19 protein-coding genes and 1 tRNA gene are annotated in these 26,562 nt (G+C 53.8%); 9 read left to right on the top strand and 11 right to left on the bottom strand.

All coding sequences use genetic code 11. The features are described 5' to 3' along the window. Positions 1-36: 36 nt before the first annotated feature. From fusA to SIB41_RS08805, 4 genes are all read right to left on the bottom strand, one after another. On the bottom strand, positions 37-2,112 hold the full coding sequence (fusA, locus tag SIB41_RS08820; RefSeq protein WP_063405080.1) for an elongation factor G: 2,076 nt from the start codon (positions 2,110-2,112) through the stop codon (positions 37-39). A gap of 92 nt (positions 2,113-2,204) precedes the next feature. Continuing rightward, entirely contained in the window at positions 2,205-2,675 is a 471-nt protein-coding gene (gene rpsG, locus SIB41_RS08815; RefSeq protein WP_413358256.1) for a 30S ribosomal protein S7, read from the bottom strand. 65 nt (positions 2,676-2,740) lie between these two features. Beyond that, positions 2,741-3,118 carry a 30S ribosomal protein S12 gene (gene rpsL / locus SIB41_RS08810; protein WP_413358254.1) on the bottom strand — a complete coding sequence of 126 codons (378 nt, stop codon included), beginning with the start codon at positions 3,116-3,118 and terminating at the stop codon, positions 2,741-2,743. A gap of 282 nt (positions 3,119-3,400) precedes the next feature. Beyond that, positions 3,401-5,104 carry a phosphodiester glycosidase family protein gene (locus SIB41_RS08805; RefSeq protein WP_413358252.1) on the bottom strand — a complete coding sequence of 568 codons (1,704 nt, stop codon included), beginning with the start codon at positions 5,102-5,104 and terminating at the stop codon, positions 3,401-3,403. Positions 5,105-5,230: 126 nt separating this feature from the next. On the opposite strand from SIB41_RS08805, the gene gltB reads away from it, so the two are divergent. Together gltB and SIB41_RS08795 are read left to right on the top strand one after the other, a co-directional pair. Then, positions 5,231-9,814, top strand: coding sequence for a glutamate synthase large subunit (gene gltB / locus SIB41_RS08800; protein WP_413358250.1), 4,584 nt, complete (start codon positions 5,231-5,233; stop codon positions 9,812-9,814). Between the two features lie 3 nt (positions 9,815-9,817). Beyond that, positions 9,818-10,126: a YciI family protein gene (locus SIB41_RS08795; RefSeq protein ID WP_063398931.1), complete on the top strand. Its 309-nt coding sequence runs from the start codon at positions 9,818-9,820 to the stop codon at positions 10,124-10,126. A gap of 2 nt (positions 10,127-10,128) precedes the next feature. Here the strand turns inward: SIB41_RS08795 and lipA are convergent, their stop codons facing one another. Next, positions 10,129-11,013 carry a lipoyl synthase gene (gene lipA, locus SIB41_RS08790; RefSeq protein ID WP_011131142.1) on the bottom strand — a complete coding sequence of 295 codons (885 nt, stop codon included), beginning with the start codon at positions 11,011-11,013 and terminating at the stop codon, positions 10,129-10,131. Between the two features lie 67 nt (positions 11,014-11,080). Here lipA and SIB41_RS08785 point away from each other — a divergent pair. The 3 genes from SIB41_RS08785 to crtL all read left to right on the top strand — a co-directional run bounded on the left by SIB41_RS08785 (position 11,081) and on the right by crtL (position 13,130). Further along, positions 11,081-11,154, top strand: a tRNA-Pro gene (locus SIB41_RS08785). Between the two features lie 204 nt (positions 11,155-11,358). After that, positions 11,359-11,640: a hypothetical protein gene (locus tag SIB41_RS08780; RefSeq protein ID WP_041384664.1), complete on the top strand. Its 282-nt coding sequence runs from the start codon at positions 11,359-11,361 to the stop codon at positions 11,638-11,640. 209 nt (positions 11,641-11,849) lie between these two features. Continuing rightward, positions 11,850-13,130: a lycopene beta cyclase gene (crtL, locus tag SIB41_RS08775; protein ID WP_413358247.1), complete on the top strand. Its 1,281-nt coding sequence runs from the start codon at positions 11,850-11,852 to the stop codon at positions 13,128-13,130. Positions 13,131-13,195: 65 nt separating this feature from the next. On the opposite strand, the gene cobJ is transcribed toward crtL, so the two are convergent. Beyond that, the gene (gene cobJ, locus SIB41_RS08770; RefSeq protein ID WP_413358245.1) at positions 13,196-14,974 is read right to left on the bottom strand and encodes a precorrin-3B C(17)-methyltransferase; all 1,779 of its coding nucleotides are present in this window, start codon (positions 14,972-14,974) and stop codon (positions 13,196-13,198) included. 155 nt (positions 14,975-15,129) lie between these two features. Continuing rightward, complete coding sequence (locus SIB41_RS08765; protein ID WP_413358243.1) at positions 15,130-16,677, bottom strand: hypothetical protein; 1,548 nt, start codon at positions 16,675-16,677, stop codon at positions 15,130-15,132. A gap of 454 nt (positions 16,678-17,131) precedes the next feature. On the opposite strand from SIB41_RS08765, the gene psaA reads away from it, so the two are divergent. Further along, entirely contained in the window at positions 17,132-19,462 is a 2,331-nt protein-coding gene (psaA, locus tag SIB41_RS08760) for a photosystem I core protein PsaA (RefSeq protein WP_063400828.1), read from the top strand. 21 nt (positions 19,463-19,483) lie between these two features. Then, positions 19,484-21,733 carry a photosystem I core protein PsaB gene (gene psaB, locus SIB41_RS08755; RefSeq protein WP_011131136.1) on the top strand — a complete coding sequence of 750 codons (2,250 nt, stop codon included), beginning with the start codon at positions 19,484-19,486 and terminating at the stop codon, positions 21,731-21,733. A gap of 791 nt (positions 21,734-22,524) precedes the next feature. Here psaB and SIB41_RS08750 read toward each other — a convergent pair. Beyond that, positions 22,525-23,088: a photosystem I reaction center protein subunit XI gene (locus SIB41_RS08750; RefSeq protein ID WP_011131135.1), complete on the bottom strand. Its 564-nt coding sequence runs from the start codon at positions 23,086-23,088 to the stop codon at positions 22,525-22,527. A 44-nt stretch (positions 23,089-23,132) separates the two neighbouring features. Continuing rightward, positions 23,133-23,249 (bottom strand): photosystem I reaction center subunit VIII, encoded by a 117-nt coding sequence (locus SIB41_RS08745; RefSeq protein ID WP_011131134.1) that lies wholly within the window; start codon positions 23,247-23,249, stop codon positions 23,133-23,135. Between the two features lie 141 nt (positions 23,250-23,390). Between SIB41_RS08745 and SIB41_RS08740 the strand changes: the two genes are divergently transcribed. Then, complete coding sequence (locus SIB41_RS08740) at positions 23,391-23,870, top strand: HEAT repeat domain-containing protein (protein ID WP_413358240.1); 480 nt, start codon at positions 23,391-23,393, stop codon at positions 23,868-23,870. Here the strand turns inward: SIB41_RS08740 and SIB41_RS08735 are convergent. Together SIB41_RS08735 and SIB41_RS08730 are read right to left on the bottom strand one after the other, a co-directional pair. Next, positions 23,828-24,790 carry a glycosyltransferase family 2 protein gene (locus SIB41_RS08735; protein ID WP_011131133.1) on the bottom strand — a complete coding sequence of 321 codons (963 nt, stop codon included), beginning with the start codon at positions 24,788-24,790 and terminating at the stop codon, positions 23,828-23,830. The genes SIB41_RS08740 and SIB41_RS08735 overlap by 43 nt on opposite strands. A gap of 43 nt (positions 24,791-24,833) precedes the next feature. Continuing rightward, positions 24,834-25,586 carry an NlpC/P60 family protein gene (locus SIB41_RS08730; RefSeq protein WP_413358238.1) on the bottom strand — a complete coding sequence of 251 codons (753 nt, stop codon included), beginning with the start codon at positions 25,584-25,586 and terminating at the stop codon, positions 24,834-24,836. Positions 25,587-25,604: 18 nt separating this feature from the next. On the opposite strand from SIB41_RS08730, the gene SIB41_RS08725 reads away from it, so the two are divergent. Beyond that, a complete protein-coding gene (locus SIB41_RS08725) occupies positions 25,605-26,492 on the top strand; it encodes a serine hydrolase (protein ID WP_011131131.1) in 888 nt (295 codons plus the stop codon). Positions 26,493-26,562 lie beyond the last annotated feature (70 nt).

The raw sequence follows: 26,562 nt of genomic DNA, 5'->3' as shown, positions 1-26,562 counted from the left end.
AAAGAATCGGGGGGTGGAAAGTGGGTGTTATAGAGATCAGGAATTGCCCTGATTCTTGGAGATGATGGCTTCAGCAACGTTGCGAGGAACTTCCTCGTAATGGCTGAACTCCATCGAGAAGATACCCCGACCCTGAGTCATAGATCGGAGCTGGGTGGCGTAACCGAACATTTCGGCTAGAGGCACTTTGGACTGCACTTTAGAGAGTCCATCGTCAATGGACTGGCCTTCAACCTGGCCTCGCCGGGAGGACAGATCGCCGATGATCGCACCGAGGAAATCCTCGGGGATCTCGACCTCAACCTTCATCATCGGTTCAAGCAGCACAGGATTGCACTTCTTGACGCCGTCTTTGAAAGCCATCGATCCGGCGATTTTGAAAGCCATCTCGGATGAGTCCACATCGTGGTAAGACCCGTCAACCATGGTGACTTTCACATCGATGAGCGGATAGCCAGCGATAACGCCGGATTCGCATGTTTCACGCATGCCTGATTCGGCAGGCTTGATGTATTCCTTGGGAACGATGCCGCCGACAATCTTGTTGACGAATTCAAAGCCAGAACCAGGTTCGCCTGGCTCCATTTCGATTACCACGTGGCCGTATTGGCCTTTACCACCTGTTTGACGGGCAAACTTGCCCTCGCCTTTAGAGCTGGCACGAATGGTTTCCCTGTAGGAGACCTGAGGAGCGCCGATGTTGGCCTCCACCTTGAATTCTCGCAGCATGCGATCCACGAGAATTTCAAGGTGGAGTTCGCCCATACCAGCAATCACGGTTTGACTGGTCTCAGGGTCTGTGCTGACGCGGAAGGTGGGATCCTCTTCCGCTAATGAAAGCAGGGCTTTGGAAAGTTTTTCCATATCACCCTTGGTTTTGGGCTCAACAGCCACCGATATCACTGGCTCGGGGATGTAGAGGGTTTCTAGAACAATTGGATCGTCAGTCGTGCAAAGGGTGTCGCCTGTCGTGGTGTTCTTCAGGCCTAGAACAGCACCGAGATCTCCAGCGCGTAGTGCATCGACCTCTTCACGGTCATCGGCCTTGAGAATGATCAGTCGGGAAATTCGTTCTTTCTCGTTCTTCGTGGAGTTCAGCACATAACTGCCTTTCTCGAGCACCCCTGAATACATACGCACGAAGGTGAGCTTGCCGTAGGGGTCCGACATCACCTTGAAGGCCAAAGCACTAAATGGTGCGTTGTCATCGGATGGCCTTACTGCCTCCTTGCCATTGGGAAGTAAACCTTGAATCGGGGGTACATCAACAGGAGCGGGTAGGTAGTCCACTACTGCATCCAATAGCAGTTGAACGCCCTTGTTCTTGAAGGCAGATCCACACAGCAAAGGTACTAGGCCGTGATTGAGAACCCCTTCGCGAATGCCTGATGCAAGTTGGGCTTCGCTTAGTTCTTCTGTCTCTAGAAAAACTTCAATCAGTTCTTCGTCGGTTTCAGCAACACATTCCATCAGCTTGGATCGCCATTCAGCTGCAAGCTCTTTCATATGGTCTGGGATCTCTGTCTCTTCGATGTCCTTGCCGAGATCGTCCTTATAAATAAAGGCTTTGTTTTTAACGAGGTCGATAATGCCGCTGAGATCTCCCTCTGCACCAATAGGTAGCTGGATTGGGATGGCGTTGGCTTTGAGGCGATTCTTGATCTGTCCGTGAACCTTGAGGAAGTCGGCCCCGGTGCGGTCCATTTTGTTGACAAAAACCATCCGTGGAACGGAATAGCGATCGGCTTGCCGCCAGACGGTTTCTGATTGAGGTTGCACGCCACCTACCGCACAAAACACGGCGATTACACCATCGAGCACTCGCATCGAGCGCTCCACTTCAATGGTGAAGTCAACGTGACCTGGGGTGTCAATGATATTGATGCGGTGATCGTTCCAGGTTGTCGAGATCGCAGCCGCTGTAATCGTGATTCCGCGCTCCCGCTCCTGAGCCATCCAGTCGGTGACGGCGGCGCCGTCATGCACCTCGCCCATCTTGTGAACGACACCGGAATAAAAAAGGATGCGTTCCGTACAGGTGGTTTTGCCGGCGTCAATATGGGCGGCAATCCCGATATTTCTGACGCGTTCCAGGGGAAAGGCGCGAGCCACAGGAAACTCTCCGGGGTTTGGCGTTAAAAGGCGGGTGCGACTCTACAGGTCAGCCGTTGGAACGGTTCAGTGCCGTCAGGGCTTGGCCATGTTCAGTAGCGATAGTGGGCGAAAGCTTTGTTCGCTTCTGCCATCTTGTGGGTTTCTTCTCGCTTGCGAACGGCGCTGCCAGCCTCATTGGCGGCATCCATTAGTTCAGCAGCCAGTTTTTGGGACATGCTGCGGCCATTACGGGCGCGAGAGAAGTTCACCAGCCAGCGCAGGGCCATTGCCGTGCCTCGCTCCTGGCGTACTTCCATCGGCACCTGATATGTGGCACCACCAACACGGCGGGCTCTTACTTCCACCAGTGGCGTGGCGTTTTTTACGGCTGTTTCGAAGAGCTCTATCGGGTCGCCACCGGTGCGCTCATTAATCAATCCAAAGGCTTGGGAAAGGATGCGTTGAGCAGTGGACTTCTTGCCGTGCTTCATCAGCCGAGAGATCATCATCGTGGCCAGTCGGTTGTTGAACTGGGGATCCGGCAGGACTGGGCGTTTTTCAGCTGCGTTGCGGCGGGACATAGACCGTTAGGAGTGGAGAAGGCGGAGGTAGAGCTAATAAGGAGAGAGATTAATGAAGAGGCTCTTTAATCCTGCTTCGACGCCTTGGCGCCGTATTTTGAGCGGGATTGACTGCGATCCTTGACACCTGAAGTGTCCAGAGTTCCGCGGATGATGTGATATCTCACCCCAGGGAGATCTTTGACTCTGCCGCCGCGGATGAGCACCACAGAGTGTTCCTGGAGGTTGTGGCCGATGCCTGGGATGTAGGCCGTGACCTCAAAGCCTGAGGTAAGGCGCACGCGCGCAACTTTGCGTAGGGCTGAGTTGGGCTTTTTAGGTGTGGAGGTGTAGACCCGTGTGCAGACACCACGTCGCTCTGGACAAGCGCGCAGCGCAGGAGATTTTGTCTTGCGAGTCAGGTGCTGACGCTCAGTTCGGATCAGCTGTTGGATGGTTGGCATCGAAGGTCGGCATTTGGTCGGAGATCCGACCTGATTCCACAATCAACCACCATACCGTTTCGGCTTGCCTGATTGATGATCAGACGGAATAGATTGTGATTAGAGCAGCTCTGCAACCAACACTTATTTGAAATTTAATCTTAAAAGCGATGGAGGATGTGGTGATAAGGGAGGCATGGGCCCTAGCAGTGCTTCGGTTTTGTTGAGCTAGAAGCCAAGTTTGATCTCTTTAATTATTTGTTGGCGATTCGATCTTGACCTCTGGCATTTTTAAGAGGCTTATTAGCTTCTTTGGGGATTGCCTTTGTGGTGGCGCAAAATGAGGCCAAGGCCATTGTGGATTCTGGGGGGTGTGCCTCGACCTGTTACAACCAATTGATTCGCTACCAATAGGGACGTTGAACTGCCTCCATCTAAGTTCAGGCCGTCTCTGATCCCCAGTTGTTGCAGAGCTAGGCTTGTTTCCAGCAGGGTTGGATCGCTGCCCCTGGCCCCTTTGAGAGTGAGTAGCCAGAGCTTGCCACCACCTTGGCCCACCACACTGCGGGGAGCAGCAAGGGATAGAAAGCTTGGGCTGAAGCCTTCTTGTCTTCCAGACAGAACCACCCGCCCGTTTTGCAGCAGCAATGGACCACCACCAATCACTTGAGGCAGTTCGCCCAGAGGATGTGATGCTTTCATCCTTATGCTCACTGTTTCACCAGTCGCCGCCGGTAAAGGGAAGCCTCCTCTGGCTACGACCAGATCCCCATCCTTGCTCAGAGGAACCCCCCGGGCCAGCTGCACTTGCTGGAAGCTCTGCACGACTCGCCCGTTGATGATCATCATTGCTTTTTCTTCTCCGCTGAGGGCTTGGTAGATAGGCCCCCAGGCTCTGGTGTAGCGACTAAGGCCTCGCTGCACATAGCCACTATTCAAGGTTTCAAGATTCCATCTCTGCCCTTTAGAACCTTGAAGTTCTTGTTGAAGTTGCAGGCGGCCGAAGGATAGATGTCCTGTAGGGCCCCAGCCGATTGCCCCTCGATTGAGGATGGGGCCTGACAACCATGTGCCATCAAGTCGTATGGCCCCTAGGGGCAACTGGCGCACTCGATTGAAGAAACCCCCGTTGATGGCGATCAGAGCGTCTGCAGGTTGGGCCAACTGGTTGAGAAAACGCAGGCCTTGTTGATGGTTAATTTGCGGCAGAGGCCTGAGGAGCAGGCCTTGCTTTGACAGATTTGTACCGACCCTGGTGATTTGCAATGGTTTGACCCCAACGTTCACCACTTTTGTGTCGAAGATCAGGCCGCGCTGGATGAGGGCCTGGATGGATGGATTGAGCAGTGGTGAGCGCAGATTTATTGTGTTGCTGTGCTTGCCAATACCGTCCAAGACAATGCGCCAGGGTTTGTCCAGGGTGAGGCTGCTTAGGGCTTCTGCCTGACCGATGAGCATTAGGCCATTGCGCTGCTGCTTGGGCATCAGGCCTAATGCCTTCATCTGCCTACGCTGCTGGACGGTGGCCTGAAGATTAAGAAGGAGATTGTTGTCAAGGCTTTGCACGAGCGCCGGACCGCTTAGGTCAAGCACCAGACGATTTGAATTGCTGCCCTTGCCCTGCCGAAGACCTTTGAGGCGTGGTGTTGGCAGTTCAACGTGAAGGGTCTTGCTTTTCCGCTTGATCTTGACTCCTGTCGTCGTGAGCCATTCGGCCACATTCAATGCCACTTCATCTTGAAGTGTGATTTGTGGGAGGGATTTCAGAGAGGCTTTGCTTCCATACCATTGCAATTGCTGTCCGTTTGGCTGGGTGGACCTGCGGAAGCCAAAACGTCCGACCAGTAGATCCAGGGGAAGCCAGAGCTGGTTTGCAGTGCCATCCCTATGGCCTCTCCAGCGCCAAGGGGCCTCGATTAACTGACCATCGATGTTGAGGCGATCTCCAACAAATAAGTTCGCGGCTCTTACCTCAACAGTGGGAGGTGGGGGAGGAGGAGAAACCATGATTTCGACGCTAGTCCTCTCATTCGGCTAAGTCTTAGAGGAGGGCGCCTGCCTAGGATCACTGATTGAGCTTTTCACTGTGAACGCAGTCCACTGCGGTGCAGGAAAATAGTTTGGCTGAAGGTTATGTCTCAGGATCACCGTCGCTCCAATTGGCCCTATTGCGACAGCAGCGCGCCTACGGCCGTGGTTGGCGAAAAGGATGCATGTGGCGTTGGTTTCTTGGCTCAAATTGATGGGGTAGCTAGCAATTGGATTTTGCAGCAGGCACTTCGGGCCCTGAACTGCATGGAACATCGTGGTGGTTGCGGAGGTGATGCGGATTCCGGAGATGGAGCAGGTCTGCTTTGCGCTATTCCCTGGAGCTATCTTGAGACCGTTTGGTCGGCAGTGGAATCTGCAAACCATCCTTGTGGCCTGGGCATGTTGTTTATGCCTCGAGATGCTGCACGTCGCGCAGAAGCACGTTGCTTTTGCGAGCAGGAGGCCGAGTCTCTCGGTCTCAGGTCCAGAGGATGGCGAGAAGTCCCTGTGGATGTGGCGGTGTTGGGTCCCCTCGCCCGTGATACAGCGCCGGTTATCGAGCAGTGGCTGGTGCAGGGATCTCAGCCAGGTGATGCGTTGGAGGCGTTGTTATTTCGATTGCGGCGGCGTATCGGAGATCGTGCTAGGCAGGCCTGGGGAGAGCATGCCAATGATCTCTACGTGGCGTCACTCAGTAGTCGCACAGTCGTTTACAAAGGCATGGTGCGCTCCGAGGTGCTTGCGGCGTTTTATGCCGATCTCCGCGACCCTCGCTTTGAGGTTTCTTTTGCGGTTTATCACCGCCGCTTCAGCACCAATACGTTGCCCCGTTGGCCACTCGCCCAGCCGATGCGTTTGCTCGGCCATAACGGTGAAATTAATACGTTGTTGGGCAACCTGAATTGGGCTATGGCCACTGAAGTCAACCTAGATAGCGTTTGGGGTGTTGATGCGGCTGATCTAAAACCGGTTGTTAATGCAGCTTTTAGTGATTCCGCCAACCTTGACGCGACTCTGGAGCTGCTTGTACGCAGTGGTCGCCCGATTGTTGACAGCTTGCTGACCTTGGTTCCTGAGGCCTTCCGGGAACAGCCAGAGCTGGCTGACAAGCCAGAAATTCAGGCTTTTTATGAGTATTCCGCGTGCACGCAAGAGCCCTGGGATGGCCCAGCCTTGCTTGTGTTCTCAGATGGTCGCAGTGTTGGTGCCAGCCTCGATCGCAATGGCTTACGCCCGGCCCGCTATTGCATCACCAGTGATGGCTTGGTGGTGATGGGTTCAGAAACTGGTGTGGTTGAGCTTGAAGAAAGCCGCATCATCGAGAAGGGACGCCTTGGCCCTGGGCAGATGTTGGCGGTTGATCTTGAAAAGGGTCGTTTGCTGCGCAATTGGGATGTCAAGCAGGAGGTTGCTGGCCGATATCCCTATCGCGAATGGCTCAGTCAAAATCGTTGCAAGCTTGGTCAAAAGTCTTGGCAGCAGGATTCTCAACTGGGAGATCTGGAACTGCTTCAGCAGCAGACAGCCTTCGGTTTCACTGCTGAGGATTTGGAGTTAATCATCGATTCAATGGCGGCTGGGGCCAAAGAACCCACTTTTTGCATGGGTGATGACATCCCATTGGCGGTGCTCTCAGATAAGCCCCACCTCCTATACGACTACTTCAAACAGCGCTTTGCTCAGGTCACGAACCCGCCGATTGATCCCTTGCGGGAAAAGTTGGTGATGAGTCTCGAGATGCATCTGGGAAAGCGTGGTTCTCCCCTCAAGCCTGAGGCAGCGGCGGCTTCGTTGATTCATCTTGAGACTCCGATTCTCAATGAGGCGGAACTTGCAGCTTTTGGTCAGCTGGAGTTTCCCACGACCACACTCTCCACTTTGCTGCCCGTTCATGATGGGCCTAGCGGTTTGGGGGATTCTCTTAAACGGCTCTGCGTTGAAGCAGCGGATGCTGTGCGCGATGGCAGCCAGATCGTGGTGCTTTCCGACCGCGGGGTTGTTGCTAGCACCACCTACATTCCACCGCTGCTAGCGGTTGGTGCAGTGCATCACCACTTGCTGAAACAGGGTTTGCGGCTGAATGCTTCCTTGGTGGTCGACACGGCACAGTGCTGGAGTACCCATCATCTGGCCTGTCTAATCGGCTATGGCGCTAGTGCTGTGTGCCCTTGGCTTACTTGGGAGACTACGCGGCATTGGTGGCAGCATCCTCGTACTCAGAAACTGATTGAAACCGGCAAATTGCCAGCGCTGACCATTGATCAGGCCCAGGCCAACGTACGTAAGGCGCAGGAAGATGGCCTGCGCAAGATCCTCTCCAAGATCGGTATTTCCTTACTTGCTAGTTACCACGGTGCTCAGATTTTTGAGGCGATTGGTATCGGTGCCGATTTAATTGAGCTGGCTTTTAAGGGCACGACCAGTCGAGTCGCTGGACTCAGTCTCAATGACTTGGCTAGCGAGACCCTCATCTTCCATGCCAAGGCATTCCCTGAATTGGATCGCACCAAGCTCGAGTTCATGGGCTTTGTGCAATATCGCAGTGGCGGTGAATTTCATCTCAACACTCCGGACATGTCTAAGGCCCTGCATGCGGCCGTGAGGGCTGGGCCGGGCTACGACCACTTCTCTACCTACAAGAACCTGCTGGAGAATCGGCCTGCTACTGCCCTGCGCGACCTGCTGACGTTTCGCTTAGCCCCTACACCCCTCCCTTTAGATCAGGTTGAAAGTGTTGAATCCATTTGCGCACGTTTTTGTACTGGTGGAATGAGTCTTGGCGCCCTATCGCGCGAGGCTCACGAGGTGCTTGCCGTGGCGATGAACCGTATCGGTGGGAAGAGCAACAGTGGCGAAGGAGGAGAAGATCCGGCTCGATTCAAGATCCTTGATGATGTCGATCTTGAGAGTCGTTCAGAAACCCTGCCCAGCATCAAGGGTTTGCGCAATGGCGATACGGCTTGCTCTGCGATTAAGCAGGTCGCCTCTGGTCGCTTTGGTGTGACGCCGGAATATTTGCGGAGCGGTAAGCAACTTGAGATCAAGGTGGCTCAAGGGGCAAAGCCTGGTGAGGGAGGTCAGTTGCCGGGTCAAAAAGTTGATCCTTACATCGCCAAGTTGCGTAATAGCAAGGCTGGTGTGGCGCTGATCTCGCCACCTCCCCATCACGACATCTATTCAATTGAGGATTTGGCCCAGTTGATTCACGATCTGCATCAGGTTCACCCTGCTGCCAAGGTGAGCGTGAAGCTGGTTGCTGAGATTGGCATTGGCACGATTGCTGCTGGAGTGGCGAAGGCCAAGGCAGATGTGATTCAGATCTCTGGTCATGACGGTGGTACAGGCGCATCGCCTCTGAGTTCGATTAAGCACGCTGGAAGCCCTTGGGAGTTAGGTCTCACCGAGGTACACCGTTCACTGCTTGAAAATGGCTTGCGTGATCGTGTGTTATTGCGCGCTGATGGTGGTCTTAAGACTGGTTGGGACGTGGTGATCGCCGCCTTGCTTGGTGCTGAGGAATATGGTTTCGGCTCAGTCGCGATGATTGCCGAGGGCTGCATCATGGCTCGCGTCTGTCATACCAACAAGTGTCCTGTGGGGGTTGCTACCCAGCAGGAGGGCTTACGCAAGCGCTTCCCAGGTGTCCCGGAGCATGTTGTCAACTTCTTTCTGTTTGTAGCTGAGGAGGTGCGCCAACTGATGAGTGTGCTCGGTGTGGCTCGGCTTGAGGATCTCATTGGTCGCACAGAGCTGCTTGAGCCTCGCAGCCTCAACTTGGTGAAGACCCAAACCCTTGATCTTTCTTGCTTGTTGGATCCGATTCCGGGGGCCGTTGATCGGGCTTGGTTGATTCATGACGCCAAGGCCCATGACAATGGACCGATCCTCGAGGATCAGCTGCTTGCTGATGCCGAGCTGATGGCAGCGATCGATAGCCATGGTCATATCGCCCGCAATCTCGCGATCGTCAACACGGATCGCAGCGTTTGTGCACGGATCTCTGGTGAGATCGCTGAACGCCATGGCAACAAAGGTTTTCGAGGTCAGTTCGATCTCTCCTTTGAGGGGGCTGCCGGTCAGAGTTTTGCGGCATTTCTGCTGCAGGGGGTGAATGTGCGCTTGGAGGGTGAGGCCAATGATTATGTCGGTAAAGGCATGAATGGTGGTCGGATCACACTGGTACCACCTTCGAGTGCAGATCAAAGCGGCAGCCAGGTGATTTTGGGCAACACTTGCCTGTATGGCGCGACCGGTGGAGAGTTGTTTGCTTTAGGTAGGGCTGGCGAGCGTTTTGCTGTGCGCAATAGCGGTGTGAAGGCTGTTGTTGAAGGTGCGGGGGATCATTGCTGTGAATACATGACCGGTGGGGTGGTGGTGGTGTTGGGATCAACTGGCCGCAATGTTGGGGCAGGGATGACCGGTGGGGTGACGTTCCTGCTGGATGAGCAGGGAATGGTGAGCGATCGGGTCAACAAAGAGATTGTTGAGATCTGCTTGCTAACCACTATTGAGCAGGAAGCCATTCTCAAAACACTGCTCGAAGCCCATCTCGCGCAGACCGGCAGTACAAAAGCCAAGGCGATTTTGGCCAACTGGATCAGTTGGAAAGCACTTTTTAAGGTGCTTGTTCCACCCAGTGAAAAGGTCAATGTTGGTTTAACTTTGCTTGAGAAAGTTGCAGCCTGATGAATGCCTTGGTTTATCAAAACCGAGAAGTTTACGGCGCAGACTTTGACCCTTTTGCCAGAGCAGCGGCAGACTTACTTAGCTGCCCACCATGAATGGATCAAGGTTTTGCGCTCCGAAGGTGTCAAGGTTTCGAGTGGTTTTTTGGTTGATGCTGAACAACGACCAGGAGGTGGAGGGTTGTTGGTGCTGCAGGCAGACTCCTTTGAAGCAGCCAAACGCTTAGTCGAACAGGACCCGATGATTGTTGAGGGTTTAGTTAAATGGGATCTGCAGCAGTGGATCCCTGTGTGTGGGGAGCTCATGGCTTGAGTTCAGCGTGGGTGGGCGGCCATCAGCCGCTGGACCTCGCCGGCGTGGTAGCTGCTGCGTGTGAGAGGGGTACTAACCACTTGCAGGAACCCCAGCTCAGTTTCCCCCATAGAGCGGAAATATTCGAACTGTTCTGGTGTCACAAAGCGATCGACTGGCAGATGCTTTGGGCTTGGCGATAGGTATTGGCCGATGGTCACTATGTCGACTCGGTGACGGCGTAGATCCTCTAGGACCTCAATTACCTCAGCATCTGTTTCACCTAGCCCCACCATCAGGCCGGACTTGCTATAGACCTTCGGCCAGCCTTGCCGCACTTGATACAACAGCTCAAGAGATCGCATGTAGTCAGCTTGTGGACGAGCCCGTTTGTAGAGCCGGGGGACGGTCTCAATGTTGTGGTTGAGCACCTCCGGAGCTGCTCCCATTACCTTGGCGAGGGCATCCCAATTGCCGTTGAAATCAGGAATTAGCAGCTCAATTGTGGTTAGGGGAGAACGTTGGCGAATGGCCTCGATACATGCGACGAATTGACTGGCTCCCCCGTCGCTGAGGTCATCACGGTTAACTGAAGTGATGACAACATGACGAAGGTTCATCTGAGCCACCGCTTCGCTTAGGCGCTCTGGCTCAGTGGGGTCTAGGGAGCGTGGGCTTTTGTCAAAGTCGATGTCGCAGTAAGGGCAAGCGCGGGTGCAGCCCGGCCCCATGATCAAGAAGGTGGCAGTTCCTCCTGCGAAGCACTCCCCGATATTCGGGCAGCTGGCTTCTTGACACACCGTCTTGAGATTGAGGCCCTTCAGCAGCTCGGCTACCTCGCCGATGCGTTGCTGTTGTGGAGCCTTGACGCGCAACCAGTGGGGTTTCAGTAAGGCTTTTCCAGTCATGAGAGCAGTTCAGGAACCCACTGGCAGCAGCAGTTCCAGGCGACTTCACCTTCTACAGTGAGCCTATCGGGATGTGGCGCAGCTTGGTAGCGCACTTCGTTCGGGACGAAGGGGCCGCAGGTTCGAATCCTGTCATCCCGATTGATCGTTGCTTTAGTCCGAGGTAATCCCTTCGACAATTGATATCAATCAGTTCTCTGAGCATTCTTAGGGCCTGCCAATGGGATGCATGAGTAAAACCTGGGAAGGCTATTGATGGATTATTAATACCTAGGCCAAGGAAAACTTGCGTCAGCTGCTTGACTTTTGGAATGGAGGTTGAAGGCTTAAGGGAAATTTGAAGTGATGAAGCCAGTCATTTTGCTTGCCGTAGTGGCATTTGCGGCTGTTCTTTTTGTTCTAAATCCACGCATGGCTGTAGATCACGGTCGGCCGATTTACCTTGTTTCTTGTCGTGTGGAGTGGTCGGTGCATTGGTTGGGAGCCTTTAGGAAGGGTGGCCTATTGGGGCTCTATCCACTGGATCGTGCTGCTCAAGCTGTTGTGTCTGACACTCCTATTGAATACGTCTCAAAGGATGAGCAAATGGCTATCGCAATGACCAATGTTATGAAGCCTTGTCGCTGAGCGCCTGCGGTATCAAGAGGATTGCTCTTTAAACGATGTTGCAAAGTCACGAGAAAGCTATGTCGTTTAAATCACTATCGCCAGGGGCGGTAGTCTCTTTTTAAGAGACGATCCCTGGCAGTGGTGGTTGACGAGAGCAACAACGTCTATCGCTGTCTACTAATGCCTTTGCTGGTGGCTTATGCCCAACCAATTGTTCTGGTGAGACAGTGACAGAGGCAGTGGTGGATGTCTTGGTGCTTGGTGCTGGTCCGGCGGCCCTGGCCATTGCTGCAGCCTTGGGCAAGGAGGGTTTACAGGTCTCAGCACTGACGGTTGGCAATCCTCGCGAGCCATGGCCATATACCTATGGCATTTGGGGTGACGAGGTGGATGCCTTTGATATGGGGCACCTGCTCGAGCACCGCTGGTCGAACACAGTGAGTTTTTTTGGCCCAGGCGCCTCTGACCCCAATGCTGACGAGAATCGGCCAAGTCCTCATCATCGGGATTACGGCCTATTCGACAAGATCAAGCTCCAGGAGCATTGGTTGCAGCAATGCGAAGCTGCTGGTTTGACTTGGCATCAAGGTCTTGCAACTGATTTTGCTGTTGATGCCACCGTTAGTACTGTGACCACCGCCGAAGGTGTTGAGCTGCAAGCTCGTTTGGTGGTTGATGCAACTGGCTATAAGCCGGTATTTCTGCGTCATCTAGATCATGGGCCGGTGGCGGTTCAGACCTGCTTTGGCGTGGTGGGACGTTTCAATAAGCCCCCAGTGGAGCCTGGCCAGTTTGTGTTGATGGACTACCGCTGTGATCATCTGAGCCCTGCGGAGAAAGCTGAGCCACCCACGTTTCTTTATGCCATGGACTTTGGTGGGGGATGCTTCTTCTTAGAGGAAACATCGCTAGGGCTCGCGCCTCCGGTGTCATTAGAAACCCTGCGTTCACGCTTGGAGCGGCGATTGGCTCATCAAGGCTTAACAATCACTGAATTGCAGCACGAGGAGCTTGGTTATTTCCTGCCGATGAATTTGCCTCTGCCTGACCTGCAGCAACCGCTGCTTGGTTTCGGCGGCTCGGCGGCGATGGTGCACCCTGCTTCGGGCTATTTGGTGGGCAGCATGCTGCGCCGCGCACCTTATGTTGCAAAGGCTGTGGCTGAAGCCATGGCCGATCCAGGGGCGGGGCCGGCGGTGCTCGCGGCTGCAGGTTGGGAGACTCTTTGGCCCAAGGAGTTGCGCCGTAAGCATGCTCTTTATCAATTTGGCCTTGAGAAGCTGATGCGTTTTAAAGAGCCCCAACTGCGTGATTTCTTTGTCAGTTTCTTTGCTTTGCCGAGCGAAGAATGGTACGGCTTTTTGACCAACACTCTTAGCCTGCGTGAATTGGTCGCTGCCATGGTGAACATGTTTGTTAGCGCCCCTTGGAGTGTTCGCTGGGGTCTAATGGGTATGCAGGGGCGGGAGCTGAAGTTGCTTTCACGCTTTCTTTTTCCGCCTCGCTAAAAAGTGCCCTATCAATTCAGAGATGCCTTGAAACAACGTTCAGCTTGATTGAAGTTGACTTGTTTTCAAGCCAGTTCGGCTCCGGGGTATCCCCTTGGTGTTACCACATGATTGTCTTGCAAACGACTGCTGCTATTGCCGATTAGCACAATCGTGAGCATGTCGACCTCTTTGACTGGCAGCGTCTGCAGTGTGTGCAGCTGTATGTCTTCCTGCGCTCGTCCAAGTTGACGTGCTACGACCACTGGCGTGCTGGGGGCTCGATGCTCCAGCAAGAGTTCAATGGCACGCGTCAGCTGCCAGTCGCGTTCTTGAGAGCGTGGGTTGTAAAGGGCTACCACGAAATCTCCGCTGGCTGCACTTTTCAGGCGGGTTTCAATCTTTGACCAGGGAGTGAGGCGATCGCTGAGACTCACGCTGCAGAAATCGTGCATCAGAGGGGCACCTACCTTGGCGGCGGCTAATTGCAGGGCTGAGAGGCCTGGATGCACCTGAAATTGTGGCCGATCACTAGGGGGTTGTTTGAGCCATAGTTCCAGGGCTAGGCCGGCCATGCCGTAGATGCCACTGTCTCCTGAAGAGATCAAGGCGACTCGAGCTCCCTGTTGGGCTAGCTCCAGGGCCTTAAGGCAGCGATCCCGTTCGCGAGTGAGTTGCCCGTCCAGACGGGCTTGATCTGGGCGGCGCAACGGTTCCAGTAGATCGAGGTAGAGGTCGTATCCAACCCATATGGCACTGCGGGCTAGTGCTGCACGGGCATCGTGGGTGAGAAAGGCCAAATCTCCAGGACCGCTTCCGATCAGATGCAATTCGCCTCTTTGGGGTGCAAAAGGTTGATTGGCTTCGCTGATGGCGATGGTGGTAGCACCATGTTCAGCGTTTTGGGCGTGGTGAATCTGTTTGGTTAGCAGCAAAGTGCTTTTGTTGCTAGCTGCGAGTAGTGCTGCTGCTTCGGCCACGGAAGAGGTGCCCATAGCTTTTGCTACCACAGCAGAAGGTGTGGGTACGTCAACTTCTGCGAGGGCATCAGCGTTGAAGAAGCGCACAGGCCAGTCCTTTGCTTGCGCGAGAGCGAGCAGAGCGGTTTCATCGGCCTTTCGGTCAATGCTGGCAAGGCCTGCTACTGCCTCTGGGGCAAGGCCTGCCTCTGCCAGGGCAGCTGCCACGGCGCGCTCAAGCAGGCTCAGGCTTGTGTCGCGTTCGCAGCCAATTCCAATCCATAGACTGGCGGGATGCCAGCTGCAAGACATGCTGCTTTGTGGGCCGATGGTTAGCTCGGCTGGCCGAGCCTGATCAGCATTGGCATTGGCATCAAAAACGTCTTGTGCAGCAGCAGTTGTTTGCCAAAACGTCGCACCAGAATGCTGCAGAAGCAAAAGCTTCCCCCCTTGGGATTGGGTCAGCATCAACTGATTCCAGTTGTCGCGGCTGCCGCTACGTCGCCAGCCCCAGCCTTTGCCAAAACTATCGAGGGCCAAGCGGTTTTGGCTGTTGGCGTCTCCGGTGAGTACAGCATGGGCGCCTAGCTCTGCGGCCAGTTCCATGGCAAGTTGTTCTGCGCCCGCCTGGTGACCGCCCAGCAATGGCACGACGTGTTTGCCATGGGCATCAAGGACGATCACGGCGGGATCTTTGTCCTTCCCAATCAGTAATGGAGCAATTAAGCGGGTCACGGCGCCGATCGCACCCACGATGAGCAAGACCCCGTTTGGCTGCCAGTTTCTGCTCAGCACTTCGCTGGCGGGGCCAACTACAAGGCTTTGAGGTGTTTCCTCGAGAGCGTTTGCTGCACGCGGGGTAAGGGCCAGTTGATCCACCTGGTGGCGTCTTGCAAGCCTTTGCAAAAGGGGCCAGGCGCTGACAGAGAGACCAAGAGCCAGGCGCAGAGCGGGGCTAGGTGCGTCGGGATGGGTCAGGGCAGGTTGGCCAAGGGGAACGTTGGAGGCTGTTTCCTTTTAATTGATCTAGGCATGAGCGTTAAAGCATGCTTTTGGATCAATCAAGGGTTGGCCAAGGGGTTTGGGTAATTGGGTGCTGGGGAGGCTTGGGCAGCGTCTGCTTTGAGTTTTGGCTCTCGTTCGGCGTTTGGTTCTAGATCAGGAGTTGGCTTGAGAGCAGAGTCTGGATCAGGGTTTGGTTCTAGATCAGGAGTTGGCTTGAGAGCAGAGTCTGGATCAGGGTTTGGTTCTAGATCAGGAGTTGGCTTGAGAGCAGAGTCTGGATCAGGGTTTGGTTCTAGATCAAGAGTTGGCTTGAGAGCAGAGTCTGGATCAGGGTTTGGTTCTAGATCAGGAGTTGGCTTGAGAGCAGAGTCTGGATCAGGGTTTGGTTCTAGATCAGGGGTTGGATTGAGATCAGATTCTGGTTCGGCTTCTGGCTTTAGTTCGGCTCCAGACCCGAGCTCTGTCTCGGGTTCACTGGAGAGCGCTAACTCCTGTTTTTCAGACGGATCAGAAAGTTCGTCTTGGATAGGTTTTGGTTCTGATGCGTTGTCAAGTGTCGAGATTTGCGGGGCTTCTGATTTGTCTTGAGGGGTTTGATCAGCCAAAGGCTGGTCTTCTTCTGGCTGGGGTTCCCCTAAGAGCCTTGCTACTTGCTGATTTGTCAGCGTTGCCTGCATCCAAACTGGCTTGACTGCTTCGCTGGTCTGAACAATCCTCAGTTGGTTGTTGAATACTGGATTAATTGGCTTACCAAAGCCGTCGAGCATCTCTGTTTGAACGCTAATGGGGCCTGATCCTGAGGGCAGGCCCTTGATCCAAATGGCGTCTTGGTGAGTGATTTGGAAACTTTCACCATTCACACTCACTTGGAGTCGCCAGCGGCCATCGCCTTCTTTAAGGTTCTGAATGGGAGCATTCCAGATCAACCAGTCCAATAGAAGGGGTTCAGTGTTGCTGAGTTCTGAGGGGCTAACGGTGACGAACCAAGGCTCATCTTCTGTCGGTTGCGTTTTTTGCAGAGGTTGAAGCTGATGCAGCCGCCATTGCAGGCTGGCCTTGGGATCCTTTACAGCTTCGCCCCATGGATAAGCGGCGTAGGCGCTGAGTCTGTGACTTCCAGGCTGCAGGCCTTCCATCGCAATACGCAGTTGGCCACCATCTGCTTCGCTAATGCGGAGTGGTGGATTCTCATCAAGTTGCACCACAACATGGGCACCGAGGCCTAGTTCTGGATCGTTGGTCAGTGGCCAGTCCTTCAAATTGAGCAAGAGCTCCCAGCTCCCATCCTTCTTAAGCACTGTCCCGTCTGTTGGGCTTTCCAGGCTCAGTTGGGGGTGATGCTTGGCGAGTTGCTCTCGCAGTTGTTGTACTGCCCCTGGCGGGGCAATCTCTTGCAGAGTTCCAGTTGGCGCTGGCACGCGTAAGGATTGCGTTGTTGAACGTTCCTTGTTTTGGTTGTTAAAGGGCCAGCCTGGCAGGGCTTGTGCGGGAGAGAGCCCAGAGATGCTCAGCAGCACAACCAACACCAGGCCTTGCAATAGGCGCATGGCCTTCCCATGCCATAACGACAGATTGAATTGCTGACGCCGGCTCGAAAGCGGCATTGGAGGGAGGCAAGATTTGCTCATTCTGGGCAGCCACCCGGTGTGGGTAAAAGCGTGGCAACTCCTTGCAAGGCGGCAGTGTTGGATTAGTTGATTGATTTATGTTAATTAGCGTTGAAAATTTGCTTCTTTTGGAGTTGTAAACTTACGTGTATTAATGATCCGCTTCTGTCAGTGGCCCTTCTGCAGACGCCAGGCCCCCACTGATTAGCGAGCGGATAGAACATTTGTTACTTGCTGTCGTAGTGAGTGGTGCTCAGCTTTATGCTGCTTGAAGCGGTCCCCTTGTAGGGGCCCATAGCTCCAGTGTGAGTCTGAGTTTCGACTTTCGACTTGTGCTGGCGCCCGGTATCAGCACCACTTCGGTGGTGGTGTCTCCGGGGCCCCGGCAAGCCCATGGGCCTGTCGAAGGGGTGGACCTCCACCTCGATCCCGTCCCTCGAGGAACCTCTCGATGACCATCAGCCCACCAGAGCGTGGGGAAAAAGCGAAGCCCATTTACGATCAACCAGTCGACCGGGACCACGTCCCAGCCGACTTCGAAAAATTCGAACAACCCGGATTTTTCTCGAAAAGCCTCGCTAAAGGACCAAACTCCACAACCTGGATTTGGAACCTCCACGCTGACGCCCACGACTTCGATACCCACATTGGGGATCTGGAAGAAACCAGCCGGAAGATCTTTTCGGCGCACTTCGGCCATTTGGCCATAGTGTTTATTTGGTTAAGCGGTGCCTTCTTCCACGGTGCCCGCTTCTCCAACTACTCCGGCTGGCTAGCCGACCCCACGCACGTGAAACCCAGTGCGCAGGTCGTTTGGCCAATTGTCGGTCAAGAAATCATGAATGCTGATGTGGGTGCCGGTTTTAACGGCATCCAGATCACCTCCGGCATTTTCCAAATTTGGAGGGGTTGGGGAATTACCAGTGAGACGGAGCTCATGGCTCTTGCAACTGGTGCCCTAATCATGGCTGCCCTGGTTCTCCATGGCGGAATCTTCCATTACCACAAAGCAGCTCCAAAGCTGGAGTGGTTTAAGAAGATTGAGTCGATGCTTCAGCACCATCAGATTGGTCTGTTTGGCTTGGGCTCTCTTGGTTGGACAGGTCACTTGATCCATGTGGCCAACCCCACCAACGCCCTTTTGGATGCCATAGATGCAGGCACTCCAATGGTGCTTGATGGCAAGACCATTGCCTCTGCAGCGGATATCCCTCTGCCACACGAGCTCTATAACGCTGATCTCGTTGGCCAGATTTATCCAGGTCTTGCTTCAGGCATCGGGAACTTCTTCTCGGCTAATTGGTGGGCTTTTAGTGATTTTCTCACCAACAACGGAGGAGTGAATCCTGTAACCGGTGCTTTATGGAGTACTGATGTTGCTCATCACCATTTGGCATGGGCGGTCTTTTTGATGTTTGGAGGCCACGTATACCGCTCAAGATTCGGTATCGGCCACAGCATGAAAGAGATCATGGGGAACGTAAAGGGTGACCCCCTGTTATTCCCAGCTCCCAATGGCCATAAAGGCCTCTTTGAGTTCCTTTCCAGTAGCTGGCATGCTCAGTTGGCAGTGAACCTGGCCTGTATTGGTTCAGGGAGCATCGTGGTTGCACACCACATGTATTCTCTGCCTCCATATCCATACCTAGCGACTGATTACCCAACGGTTCTTGGGCTATTCACACACCACATGTGGATTGGTGGCTTGATGATTTGCGGAGCAGCCGCTCACGCTGGCATCGCAGTCATTCGTGACTATGACGTCTCAGTTCACGTCGATAACGTGCTTGACCGCATGTTCAAGGCGCGCGACGCCATTATCAGTCACCTCAACTGGGTGTGTATGTTCCTTGGCTTCCATAGCTTCGGCCTTTATATACACAACGACAGCATGCGTGCTTTGGGTCGTTCCCAAGACATGTTCAGCGACTCTGCAATCCAGTTGCAGCCTGTCTTGGCTCAGTGGATCCAAAGCCTTTGGGCGTCTTCAATCGGCACATCATCTGTGGTTGGCACGGCAACAGGTCTGCCAGGTGCAGTTAGTGATGTGTTCAACGGAAGTGTTGTAGCAGTAGGCGGCAAGGTGGCTCTGATGGCTATTCCCTTGGGAACAGCTGACTTGATGATTCACCACATCCATGCCTTCACCATTCACGTAACGTGCCTCATCCTTCTTAAGGGTGTGCTTTTTGCGCGCAGTTCTCGTCTTGTTCCTGACAAGGCAAATCTTGGGTTCCGCTTCTCTTGCGATGGCCCAGGTCGTGGTGGTACCTGCCAGGTTTCCTCTTGGGACCACGTGTTCCTAGGCCTGTTCTGGATGTACAACTCCCTCTCGATGGTGATCTTCTACTTCTCGTGGAAGATGCAAAGCGATGTATGGGGCACTGTTAATTCAGACGGCAGTGTGACTCATCTCGTTTCTGGCAACTTTGCTCAAAGCGCCATCACTGTGAATGGTTGGTTCCGTGACTTCCTCTGGGCTCAGTCCTCACAGGTGCTCACGAGCTACGGCACTGGCCTCAGCGGCTATGGCCTGCTATTCCTTGGTGGCCACTTCGTGTGGGCCTTTAGCTTGATGTTCTTGTTCAGCGGCCGTGGCTACTGGCAGGAGCTATTTGAATCCATTATCTGGGCTCATAACAAGCTCAAGCTTGCTCCCACCATCCAGCCCCGGGCACTTTCGATTACGCAGGGCCGCGCAGTTGGTGTAACCCACTTCCTGTTTGGTGGCATTGTGACCACCTGGGCCTTCTTCCATGCCCGCCTTCTTGGGCTCGGCTGACCTTTCCTGACCTTTCCCCACATGGCAACGAAATTTCCTTCGTTCAGCCAGGGTCTGGCACAGGACCCTACAACCCGCCGTATTTGGTACGGCATAGCCACGGCTCACGACTTCGAGAGCCACGACGGCATGACCGAAGAACGGCTTTACCAAAAGCTGTTCTCTACCCATTTCGGTCATCTGGCTGTTATTGGCCTATGGGTTGCAGGAAACCTGTTCCATATCGCCTGGCAGGGCAACTTCGAACAGTGGGTCGCCGACCCACAAAATGTTCAACCGATTGCCCACGCAATTTGGGATCCTCACTTCGGTCAAGGCATCACTGATGCTTTGACTCAAGCGGGGGCTTCCCGTCCAGTAAACATTTGCTATTCCGGTTTGTACCACTGGTGGTACACCATCGGAATGCGCACCAATACAGAGCTTTACCAGGGCGCCATCTTCATTGACATCCTGGTTGCTTGGCTCTTGTTCGGTGGTTGGCTGCATTTACAGCCAAAGTTCCGTCCTTCGCTGGCGTGGTTCAAGAACGCTGAGGCGATGATGAATCATCACCTCGCAGTGTTGTTTGGTTTCACCAACATCGCCTGGACTGGTCACCTCGTTCACGTGGCCATTCCTGAATCACGTGGTCAGCACGTCGGTTGGGACAACTTCCTCACAGTTCTCCCACACCCTGAAGGGTTGACCCCATTCTTCACAGGAAACTGGGGAGCCTATGCACAGAATCCTGATTCTTTGAATCATGCCTTTGGTACTTCTGAAGGCGCTGGCACGGCCATCCTTACTTTCCTAGGTGGTGTTCATCCACAGAGTGGTGCCCTTTGGCTGACTGACATCTCCCACCACCACATTGCGATCGGTGTCTTCATGATCATCGGTGGCCATATGTACCGGAATAGTTTCGGTATCGGCCATACCTTTAAGGAAATCACCGACGGTCACAACACCAATCATCCCAATGATCCTCATAAGGATGGTTTCCGAGAAAAAATCGGTCACTACGGTCTCAATCACAACGGGATCACCGATACGATCAACAACTCCCTGCACTTCCAACTTGGTCTTGCTCTTGCCTGTCTAGGTACAGCAGCCAGTCTTGTAGCGCATCACATGGGCGCCTTGCCCTCGTATGCCTTCATTGCGCAGGATTACACCACTCAGGCAGCTCTTTACACCCACCATCAGTACATCGCCATCTTCCTGATGTGCGGTGCCTTCTCCCACGGAGCAATCTTCTTTGTCCGTGACTATGACCCTGAGGCCAACAAGGACAATGTTCTTGCAAGGGTCTTAGAAACCAAAGAAGCACTGATCAGTCACTTGAGCTGGGTTTGCATGCTCCTCGGTTTCCATACCCTGGCGCTGTATCTCCACAACGATGTGGTGATTGCTTTCGGAACCCCCGAAAAGCAGATCCTTGTTGAGCCCATCTTTGCTCAGTTCATTCAGGCCGCTAGTGGCAAGGTCATGTATGGCCTTGATGTGCTGCTTGCGAATGCAAATAGTGCCCCATCCTTGGCTGCGGCTGGGATGCCTGGGGATCACTACTGGATGGATCTGATTAATGCCAGTCCAGAAGTTTCCAACTTCATGCCTATTGGCCCAGGAGACTTCCTGGTTCACCATGGCATTGCCTTGGGTCTTCACACCACTGCATTGATCTTGATCAAGGGTGCACTTGATGCAAGAGGTTCCAAGCTGATGCCCGATAAAAAGGACTTCGGCTATGCCTTTGCTTGTGATGGCCCTGGACGTGGCGGCACCTGCGACATCTCTGCGTGGGACTCCACTTACATGGCTATTTTCTGGGCACTGAATACCATTGCTTGGGCAACTTATTACTGGCACTGGAAGCACCTTGCCGCTTGGCAGGGCAACATGGCTCAGTTCAATGAGTCGAGTACCCACTTAATGGGTTGGTTCAGGGATTATCTCTGGATCAATAGTTCCCAGATCATCAATGGCTACAACCCATTCGGGATTAATAATCTCTCCCCTTGGGCATACATGTTCCTAGCAGGCCATTTGGTCTGGGCAACAGGATTCATGTTCCTGATCTCTTGGAGGGGTTATTGGCAGGAGCTGATCGAGACTCTCGTTTGGGCTCATCAGCGCTCTCCGATTGCCAACCTGGTTGGATGGCGTGATAAGCCAGTAGCTCTTTCGATCGTGCAGGCCCGTCTGGTTGGTGTGACGCACTTTGCAGTGGGGAACATCTTTACCTTTGGTGCCTTTGTGATTGCATCTACAGCTAGCAAGTTTGGATAACATCCCCTCTCGCTAGTTAGTTAGTCGATTCATCGTCAGAAAGATAATTCCCCGTCAGGTTTTACTTGACGGGGTTTTTTCTTGCTTTGTTGGATGCATTCCTTCTTAGAGTATTGGCTTGTAAAGCACCTTATTGCTCAAGTAATGCCATGGAAATGGTTGGTCAAATTCTTTGAAATTGTCTAGCCAAAGGGTTTGGCTTTGATTGGATTAATTGAAAAAAGGATGCCAATTGAAAGCCTTCAAAAGTTTGTTCATGCCTGATAGAGGGTCTCGTTTTATTCGCTTTCTATGGCATATCTTGTCTCTGAGTTAATCAGTTCTGTGTATACAAGTTGGTTCAGGGAATCTTGTTAGGAGATTTCGCTTAGACTAGGATTTCATCTCTCTTTGTATTTGCGACTACCAAGATGGGAATGCAGGCTCTTTTTTCTGTATGTTTGCTCGCTTTGAGGAGGCTCCAATGCCTCTAATTGTTTATCACCCTCATGCGTCTCTCTAGGCTCGCCTTAGTCTTCTTAGTGCCTTTTTCTCCCCTCCCAAGGCCTGAGATCTTGAAGTCGGGTGGGGATTTTCTGCCTCGCGAAGGAGAGGCAGAAAATCCTTAAAGCGATTGGCTTAAGCGGGCTAGAGGCAGGTTTCTTATTTCCAACCTTGAAACACCTTTACGCATTGGCCTTTCAGCATGCCTTGGCATTCTTGAAGCAATAAAAAACCTGGGGAAGCAATCAAGCCACCCCAGGAGAAGATTTTTTACTTTTCGATTTGATGATGTGAAAGCTTCTTGATTCTTAAGAAGCCCAGACATTCATGGGAACATTCAGCAGTGGTTGCATGTGCAAAGTGTTGCATAGGAACCATGCAAAGGCTGCGCCCGCGCAGCCACCCAGCCAAAAGCCACTTGTGAAGTCTGCCCAGCCTTTCCTTGTGAACAGGTCGGCAGGAGGGTTAGCAACAGTGACGTCCGGGGGTGGCACGGTGGGTGCCTTGCCGGGGACGTTGTAAAGCACTAAAAGAGCAGTAAGGATATGCACTGCTCCAACTGTTGCCAATAAAGCTGCTGTTGTAGCAAAATCGGTCGTTCTTAACGGACCCATTACAAGGAAGGGACCGTAAATGAAGTAGCCGATCGCGGCACCAGTTTCCAAGCCGCGGAAGTTTGCAGAAATACCCTCGCGATAGAGGGGAAGATTGTTGACTAAGGCTTTCACGAAGTAGCCACTATTGACTGGAGTGGCCAGGTTTCCGACGCAGGGGTCAGCAGCAGGCTGCACAGCCCACTCTTCTACGTGCCCTCGGTCACGGTACTTTTCGTTGAGCGTCTTGGGGCCTAGGGGCAGGTTCTCGTCAGTCATTCGGCATTAGGGGAGTCGGTTGGCTGGGGTTAAGCGTCTACAGCTCAGTCGGTAGCTGTGATATGGCGACCCACTAGGACAATGAAAATTGCCGGTGTCACTAGCACGATCAGGGGTACAAACACCGCAGGCAGCCAGGTGGCAGCAAAATCACTTGTCATGGCGTCAGCCAAAGGTTCCATAGCTACTGTATAGATCGCCTTTGAATAGGGCCTATTCAGGCCCTGTTGGCGACATAAAAGTTCAATCCATCACTATCGGGCTCATCATCGGTTACCGCTGTTTCCACGAGCCATCTTTCAATGAATCAACTGTTTGCTGGTGCTGCTGTTTTAGCTCTCACGCTGGTGCTCTTGGGTTTGGGTAGACGCCCTCGCAAGCTCCTGCTGAGCAGTACCGACGCCAGCAGCGTGGCTGCTTTGAATCGTGTTCAGCTAACGCTAGCCAAGCCTCAATCGCAGGGATCTGAGGATTCCACTTCGTTAGCCCTTGAGAGTCCGGTCACATGGAATTCGCCGGCTACATCTCTTGAACGCATTGCTCTGCAAAGGCAGTTACGTGAGGCCATGGCTGCCGGCCCTGAGCAACGATTAGAGGCTGTGACCCTGGCAGGCCTGTGGGGTCATGTTTCAGTTATGTCATTGCTGCGGCAGGGGCTGCACGACTCCGATGGCCGTGTTGTGGCTGCTGCAGCGGCAGCACTTGAAGGCTATCGAGGTAAACCGCGTGCAGAGCTAATTCAGGATGTACCGCCGCCGCGCAACGTCGCCCGTATGCGGTAGATCGGTCGCCCTTGGCTTTCGTGGTAGGTGCGCATGACCAACTCGCCTAGTAGACCAAAGCAGAACAATTGGACTCCAGTCAGGCCGAGTACCACAGCCATGGTGAGTAGTGGGCGGTTGCCAATGTCTTCTCCCATCAGCTTGATCGCCAGTAAATAGATACTCGTCAGCAGGCTCCCGCCCATGGCGAGCAACCCGCCGAAGCCGAAGACGTACATCGGTCTGGTCAGAAAGCGCTTCATAAACCACACCGTGAATAGGTCCATCAACACGCGGAAGGTGCGATCGATCCCGTACTTGCTATTGCCGTATTGGCGTGCACGGTGGTTGACTTTCACTTCTGTGATCAGAGCCCCTTCGATAAAGGCCAAAGCCGGCAGGAAGCGGTGCAGCTCGCCATAGAGACGCATATCCGTCAGGATTTCTTTCCGATAGGCTTTCAGTGAGCAGCCGTAGTCATGCAGCCTTACACCGGTAACTCGGCCGATCAGGCGATTGGCAATTTTTGAGGGCAGTTTGCGCTTTAGGGCAGCATCCTGGCGTTGATGACGCCAGCCGCTCACGAGGTCGTATCCCTCACGCAACTTCGATAGGAGTAGCGGGATATCGGCGGGATCGTTTTGGAGATCGCCATCGATGCTGACAATCACTTCACCTTGGGATACGTCGAACCCTGCAGCCATGGCAGCCGTTTGGCCATAGTTTTTGCGTAGAAGTACGCCTACCAGTTCTGGCGTTTTAATACTTAGCTGCTCCAGCACCTTGGCGGTGCCGTCGGTGGAGCCATCATTCACCAGCACCAGCTCGAAGATTTCACCAGTAGGGCGTAAGGCTGCAAGGAGTTGATCGATCAACTTTGGCAGGCTTTCCTCTTCGTTGAAGAGGGGTACTACGACTGAGAGGTCCATGGGCGAGGGCATGCCGGAGGCCTTCCGCAGTAGAGAGCAACTTAGGCGCTGCCCTTCAGGGGAGGGTGGTTCCGTCATGGCAGCGTTCCACTCGCCCCGCCCCGCGCAGCTCAGCTCGGTAGTAGCAGGCCACTGGATGGGTGTCGTTGGCAGGCAGCCGATCGCAGCCGATGCCGTTGCGTCCATGCTCTTTACCGGAGCTATGCCAGTAGCTTCCGTTGCCTCCATATACGCCAACGTGGCTGCAGTGTTTTCGACTGCCGAAGAAAATCAGATCTCCAGGGCGGAGTTGTTTGGTGTTGTCAGGTTGCACAGTTATTGGCGTACAGAACCTTTCCTGTTGATAGGCGTCGCGCGGCAGCCAGATGCCTTGACTAGCAAAGGCGGTCTGTACAAGGCCAGAGCAGTCAAAATCTGGCCCGATGCTGCCGCCCCATAGGTAAGTGTTTGGCTGATTGGCTGCTGCCTCCACCCAGTTCATCACAGCCACTAGTCGTTGCCGGATCTCTCTGATGGCAAGCAGTTGAGGTCGCCAGCGTCCCCGTTGAATGATCTGGCCGTTCACTTCGCGCAGATCAATCCAGCAGGGGTATCCGTCTTCCAGTAGCCGCACCCGTAGCCGTGTTACTGGCTGTTGATATTTGTTGGGCTTCGCTGCATCGAGCACTTCAAAGCTTCGGCCTGCGGCCGCCTGGGTGGCCAGTCCTGCTCCCTCGACACCGGCATAACCGTTGACTCCCTTTTGCAGTTGCCAGCAGCTGCCTGGAGCAAGAAGGTCAGTGGTGATTGGGGTGCCTAGGGTCGGCATTGCCTGAAGTGATTAGCAATGGCGTTCTACCGCCCCGATAGTGCTATGCAGGCTCAGCTAAAGGGGCTGTTAGATCGATTGGCGGCAGAGAGGCGTCCTGGCCTTCATAACAGCGTGGCGATCAGTTGGGTTCGTTATGACTGTTCTGATCCAACTCCCGGCAGTGGCTCGGGGGCCGGTTGGTCGGATCAGCGCATTCTTTTCCCTGCCAGTGTGGTCAAGCTTGTCTATGCCCTTGCTGCTGAGGCATGGCTCCAGCGGGACCTGTTGCCAGAGGCCGATGAGCTTCGTCGGGCGATGCGAGACATGATTGCTGATTCGAGTAATGACGCCACCAGCCTTGTGTTGGATTTGCTTACCGGGACGACAAGCGGCCCATCGCTGCTGGGAGAATCCTGGCAGACTTGGCAGCAGCAGCGGCACCTGGTGAATGACTGGCTGCAAGGGTTGGGCTGGGAAGAGTTGGAAAAGGTGAACTGTTGCCAGAAGACCTGGGGTGATGGACCTTATGGTCGAGAGCGAGATTTTTATGGTGTAGGTCTCGGGAATCGCAATGCGTTAACCACTGCAGCTACAGCTCGCCTGCTTGAGTCAGTGATGACTGATGCTTTGGTGTCTCCGTTGGCCTGCAAGCGCTTGCGTCAACTTCTTTCAAGGTCTATTGATCTCATGCAGCGCAAGGCTGATCCAGAGAATCAGGTGGATGGATTTCTTGGAGAAGGTTTGCCGGTAGGATCCCGTTTGTGGAGTAAGGCTGGCTGGATGAGTCAGGCTCGTCATGATGCGGCTTGGTGGTCTTTACAAGGAGGCAGGCCGATGCTTTTGGTGGTCTTCACTCAAGGAAGGGAGCGAGCTAATGACACAACCCTCTTGCCGGCAATAGCTCGCGAACTCAGCAAGCTATAGGGCTAAAAGAATTGAGACCTCTAAGTAAATCAAACGAGAAAAAGTTGAATTTGAGTGAAAGCGGTATAAA

Source organism: Prochlorococcus sp. MIT 1201 (genome assembly GCF_047303415.1).
Lineage (GTDB): Bacteria > Cyanobacteriota > Cyanobacteriia > PCC-6307 > Cyanobiaceae > Prochlorococcus > Prochlorococcus marinus_D.
The sequence above is the reverse complement of the archived record's forward strand: the minus strand, read 5'-3'. Positions and strand labels throughout refer to the sequence as shown.

What these genes read in the sequence shown, in the direction of transcription:
- SIB41_RS08750 (WP_011131135.1), bottom strand. Translation starts at nt 23,088, where the DNA reads ATGACTGACGAGAACCTGCCCCTAGGCCCCAAGACGCTCAACGAAAAG.
- psaA (WP_063400828.1), top strand. Translation starts at nt 17,132, where the DNA reads ATGACCATCAGCCCACCAGAGCGTGGGGAAAAAGCGAAGCCCATTTAC.
- SIB41_RS08740 (WP_413358240.1), top strand. Translation starts at nt 23,391, where the DNA reads ATGAATCAACTGTTTGCTGGTGCTGCTGTTTTAGCTCTCACGCTGGTG.
- lipA (WP_011131142.1), bottom strand. Translation starts at nt 11,013, where the DNA reads ATGACTGGAAAAGCCTTACTGAAACCCCACTGGTTGCGCGTCAAGGCT.
- SIB41_RS08725 (WP_011131131.1), top strand. Translation starts at nt 25,605, where the DNA reads ATGGCGTTCTACCGCCCCGATAGTGCTATGCAGGCTCAGCTAAAGGGG.
- SIB41_RS08805 (WP_413358252.1), bottom strand. Translation starts at nt 5,104, where the DNA reads ATGGTTTCTCCTCCTCCCCCACCTCCCACTGTTGAGGTAAGAGCCGCG.
- SIB41_RS08730 (WP_413358238.1), bottom strand. Translation starts at nt 25,586, where the DNA reads ATGCCGACCCTAGGCACCCCAATCACCACTGACCTTCTTGCTCCAGGC.
- gltB (WP_413358250.1), top strand. Translation starts at nt 5,231, where the DNA reads ATGTCTCAGGATCACCGTCGCTCCAATTGGCCCTATTGCGACAGCAGC.
- SIB41_RS08780 (WP_041384664.1), top strand. Translation starts at nt 11,359, where the DNA reads ATGAAGCCAGTCATTTTGCTTGCCGTAGTGGCATTTGCGGCTGTTCTT.
- rpsL (WP_413358254.1), bottom strand. Translation starts at nt 3,118, where the DNA reads ATGCCAACCATCCAACAGCTGATCCGAACTGAGCGTCAGCACCTGACT.
- SIB41_RS08765 (WP_413358243.1), bottom strand. Translation starts at nt 16,677, where the DNA reads ATGCCGCTTTCGAGCCGGCGTCAGCAATTCAATCTGTCGTTATGGCAT.
- psaB (WP_011131136.1), top strand. Translation starts at nt 19,484, where the DNA reads ATGGCAACGAAATTTCCTTCGTTCAGCCAGGGTCTGGCACAGGACCCT.
- rpsG (WP_413358256.1), bottom strand. Translation starts at nt 2,675, where the DNA reads ATGTCCCGCCGCAACGCAGCTGAAAAACGCCCAGTCCTGCCGGATCCC.
- SIB41_RS08745 (WP_011131134.1), bottom strand. Translation starts at nt 23,249, where the DNA reads ATGACAAGTGATTTTGCTGCCACCTGGCTGCCTGCGGTGTTTGTACCC.
- SIB41_RS08735 (WP_011131133.1), bottom strand. Translation starts at nt 24,790, where the DNA reads ATGCCCTCGCCCATGGACCTCTCAGTCGTAGTACCCCTCTTCAACGAA.
- SIB41_RS08795 (WP_063398931.1), top strand. Translation starts at nt 9,818, where the DNA reads ATGCCTTGGTTTATCAAAACCGAGAAGTTTACGGCGCAGACTTTGACC.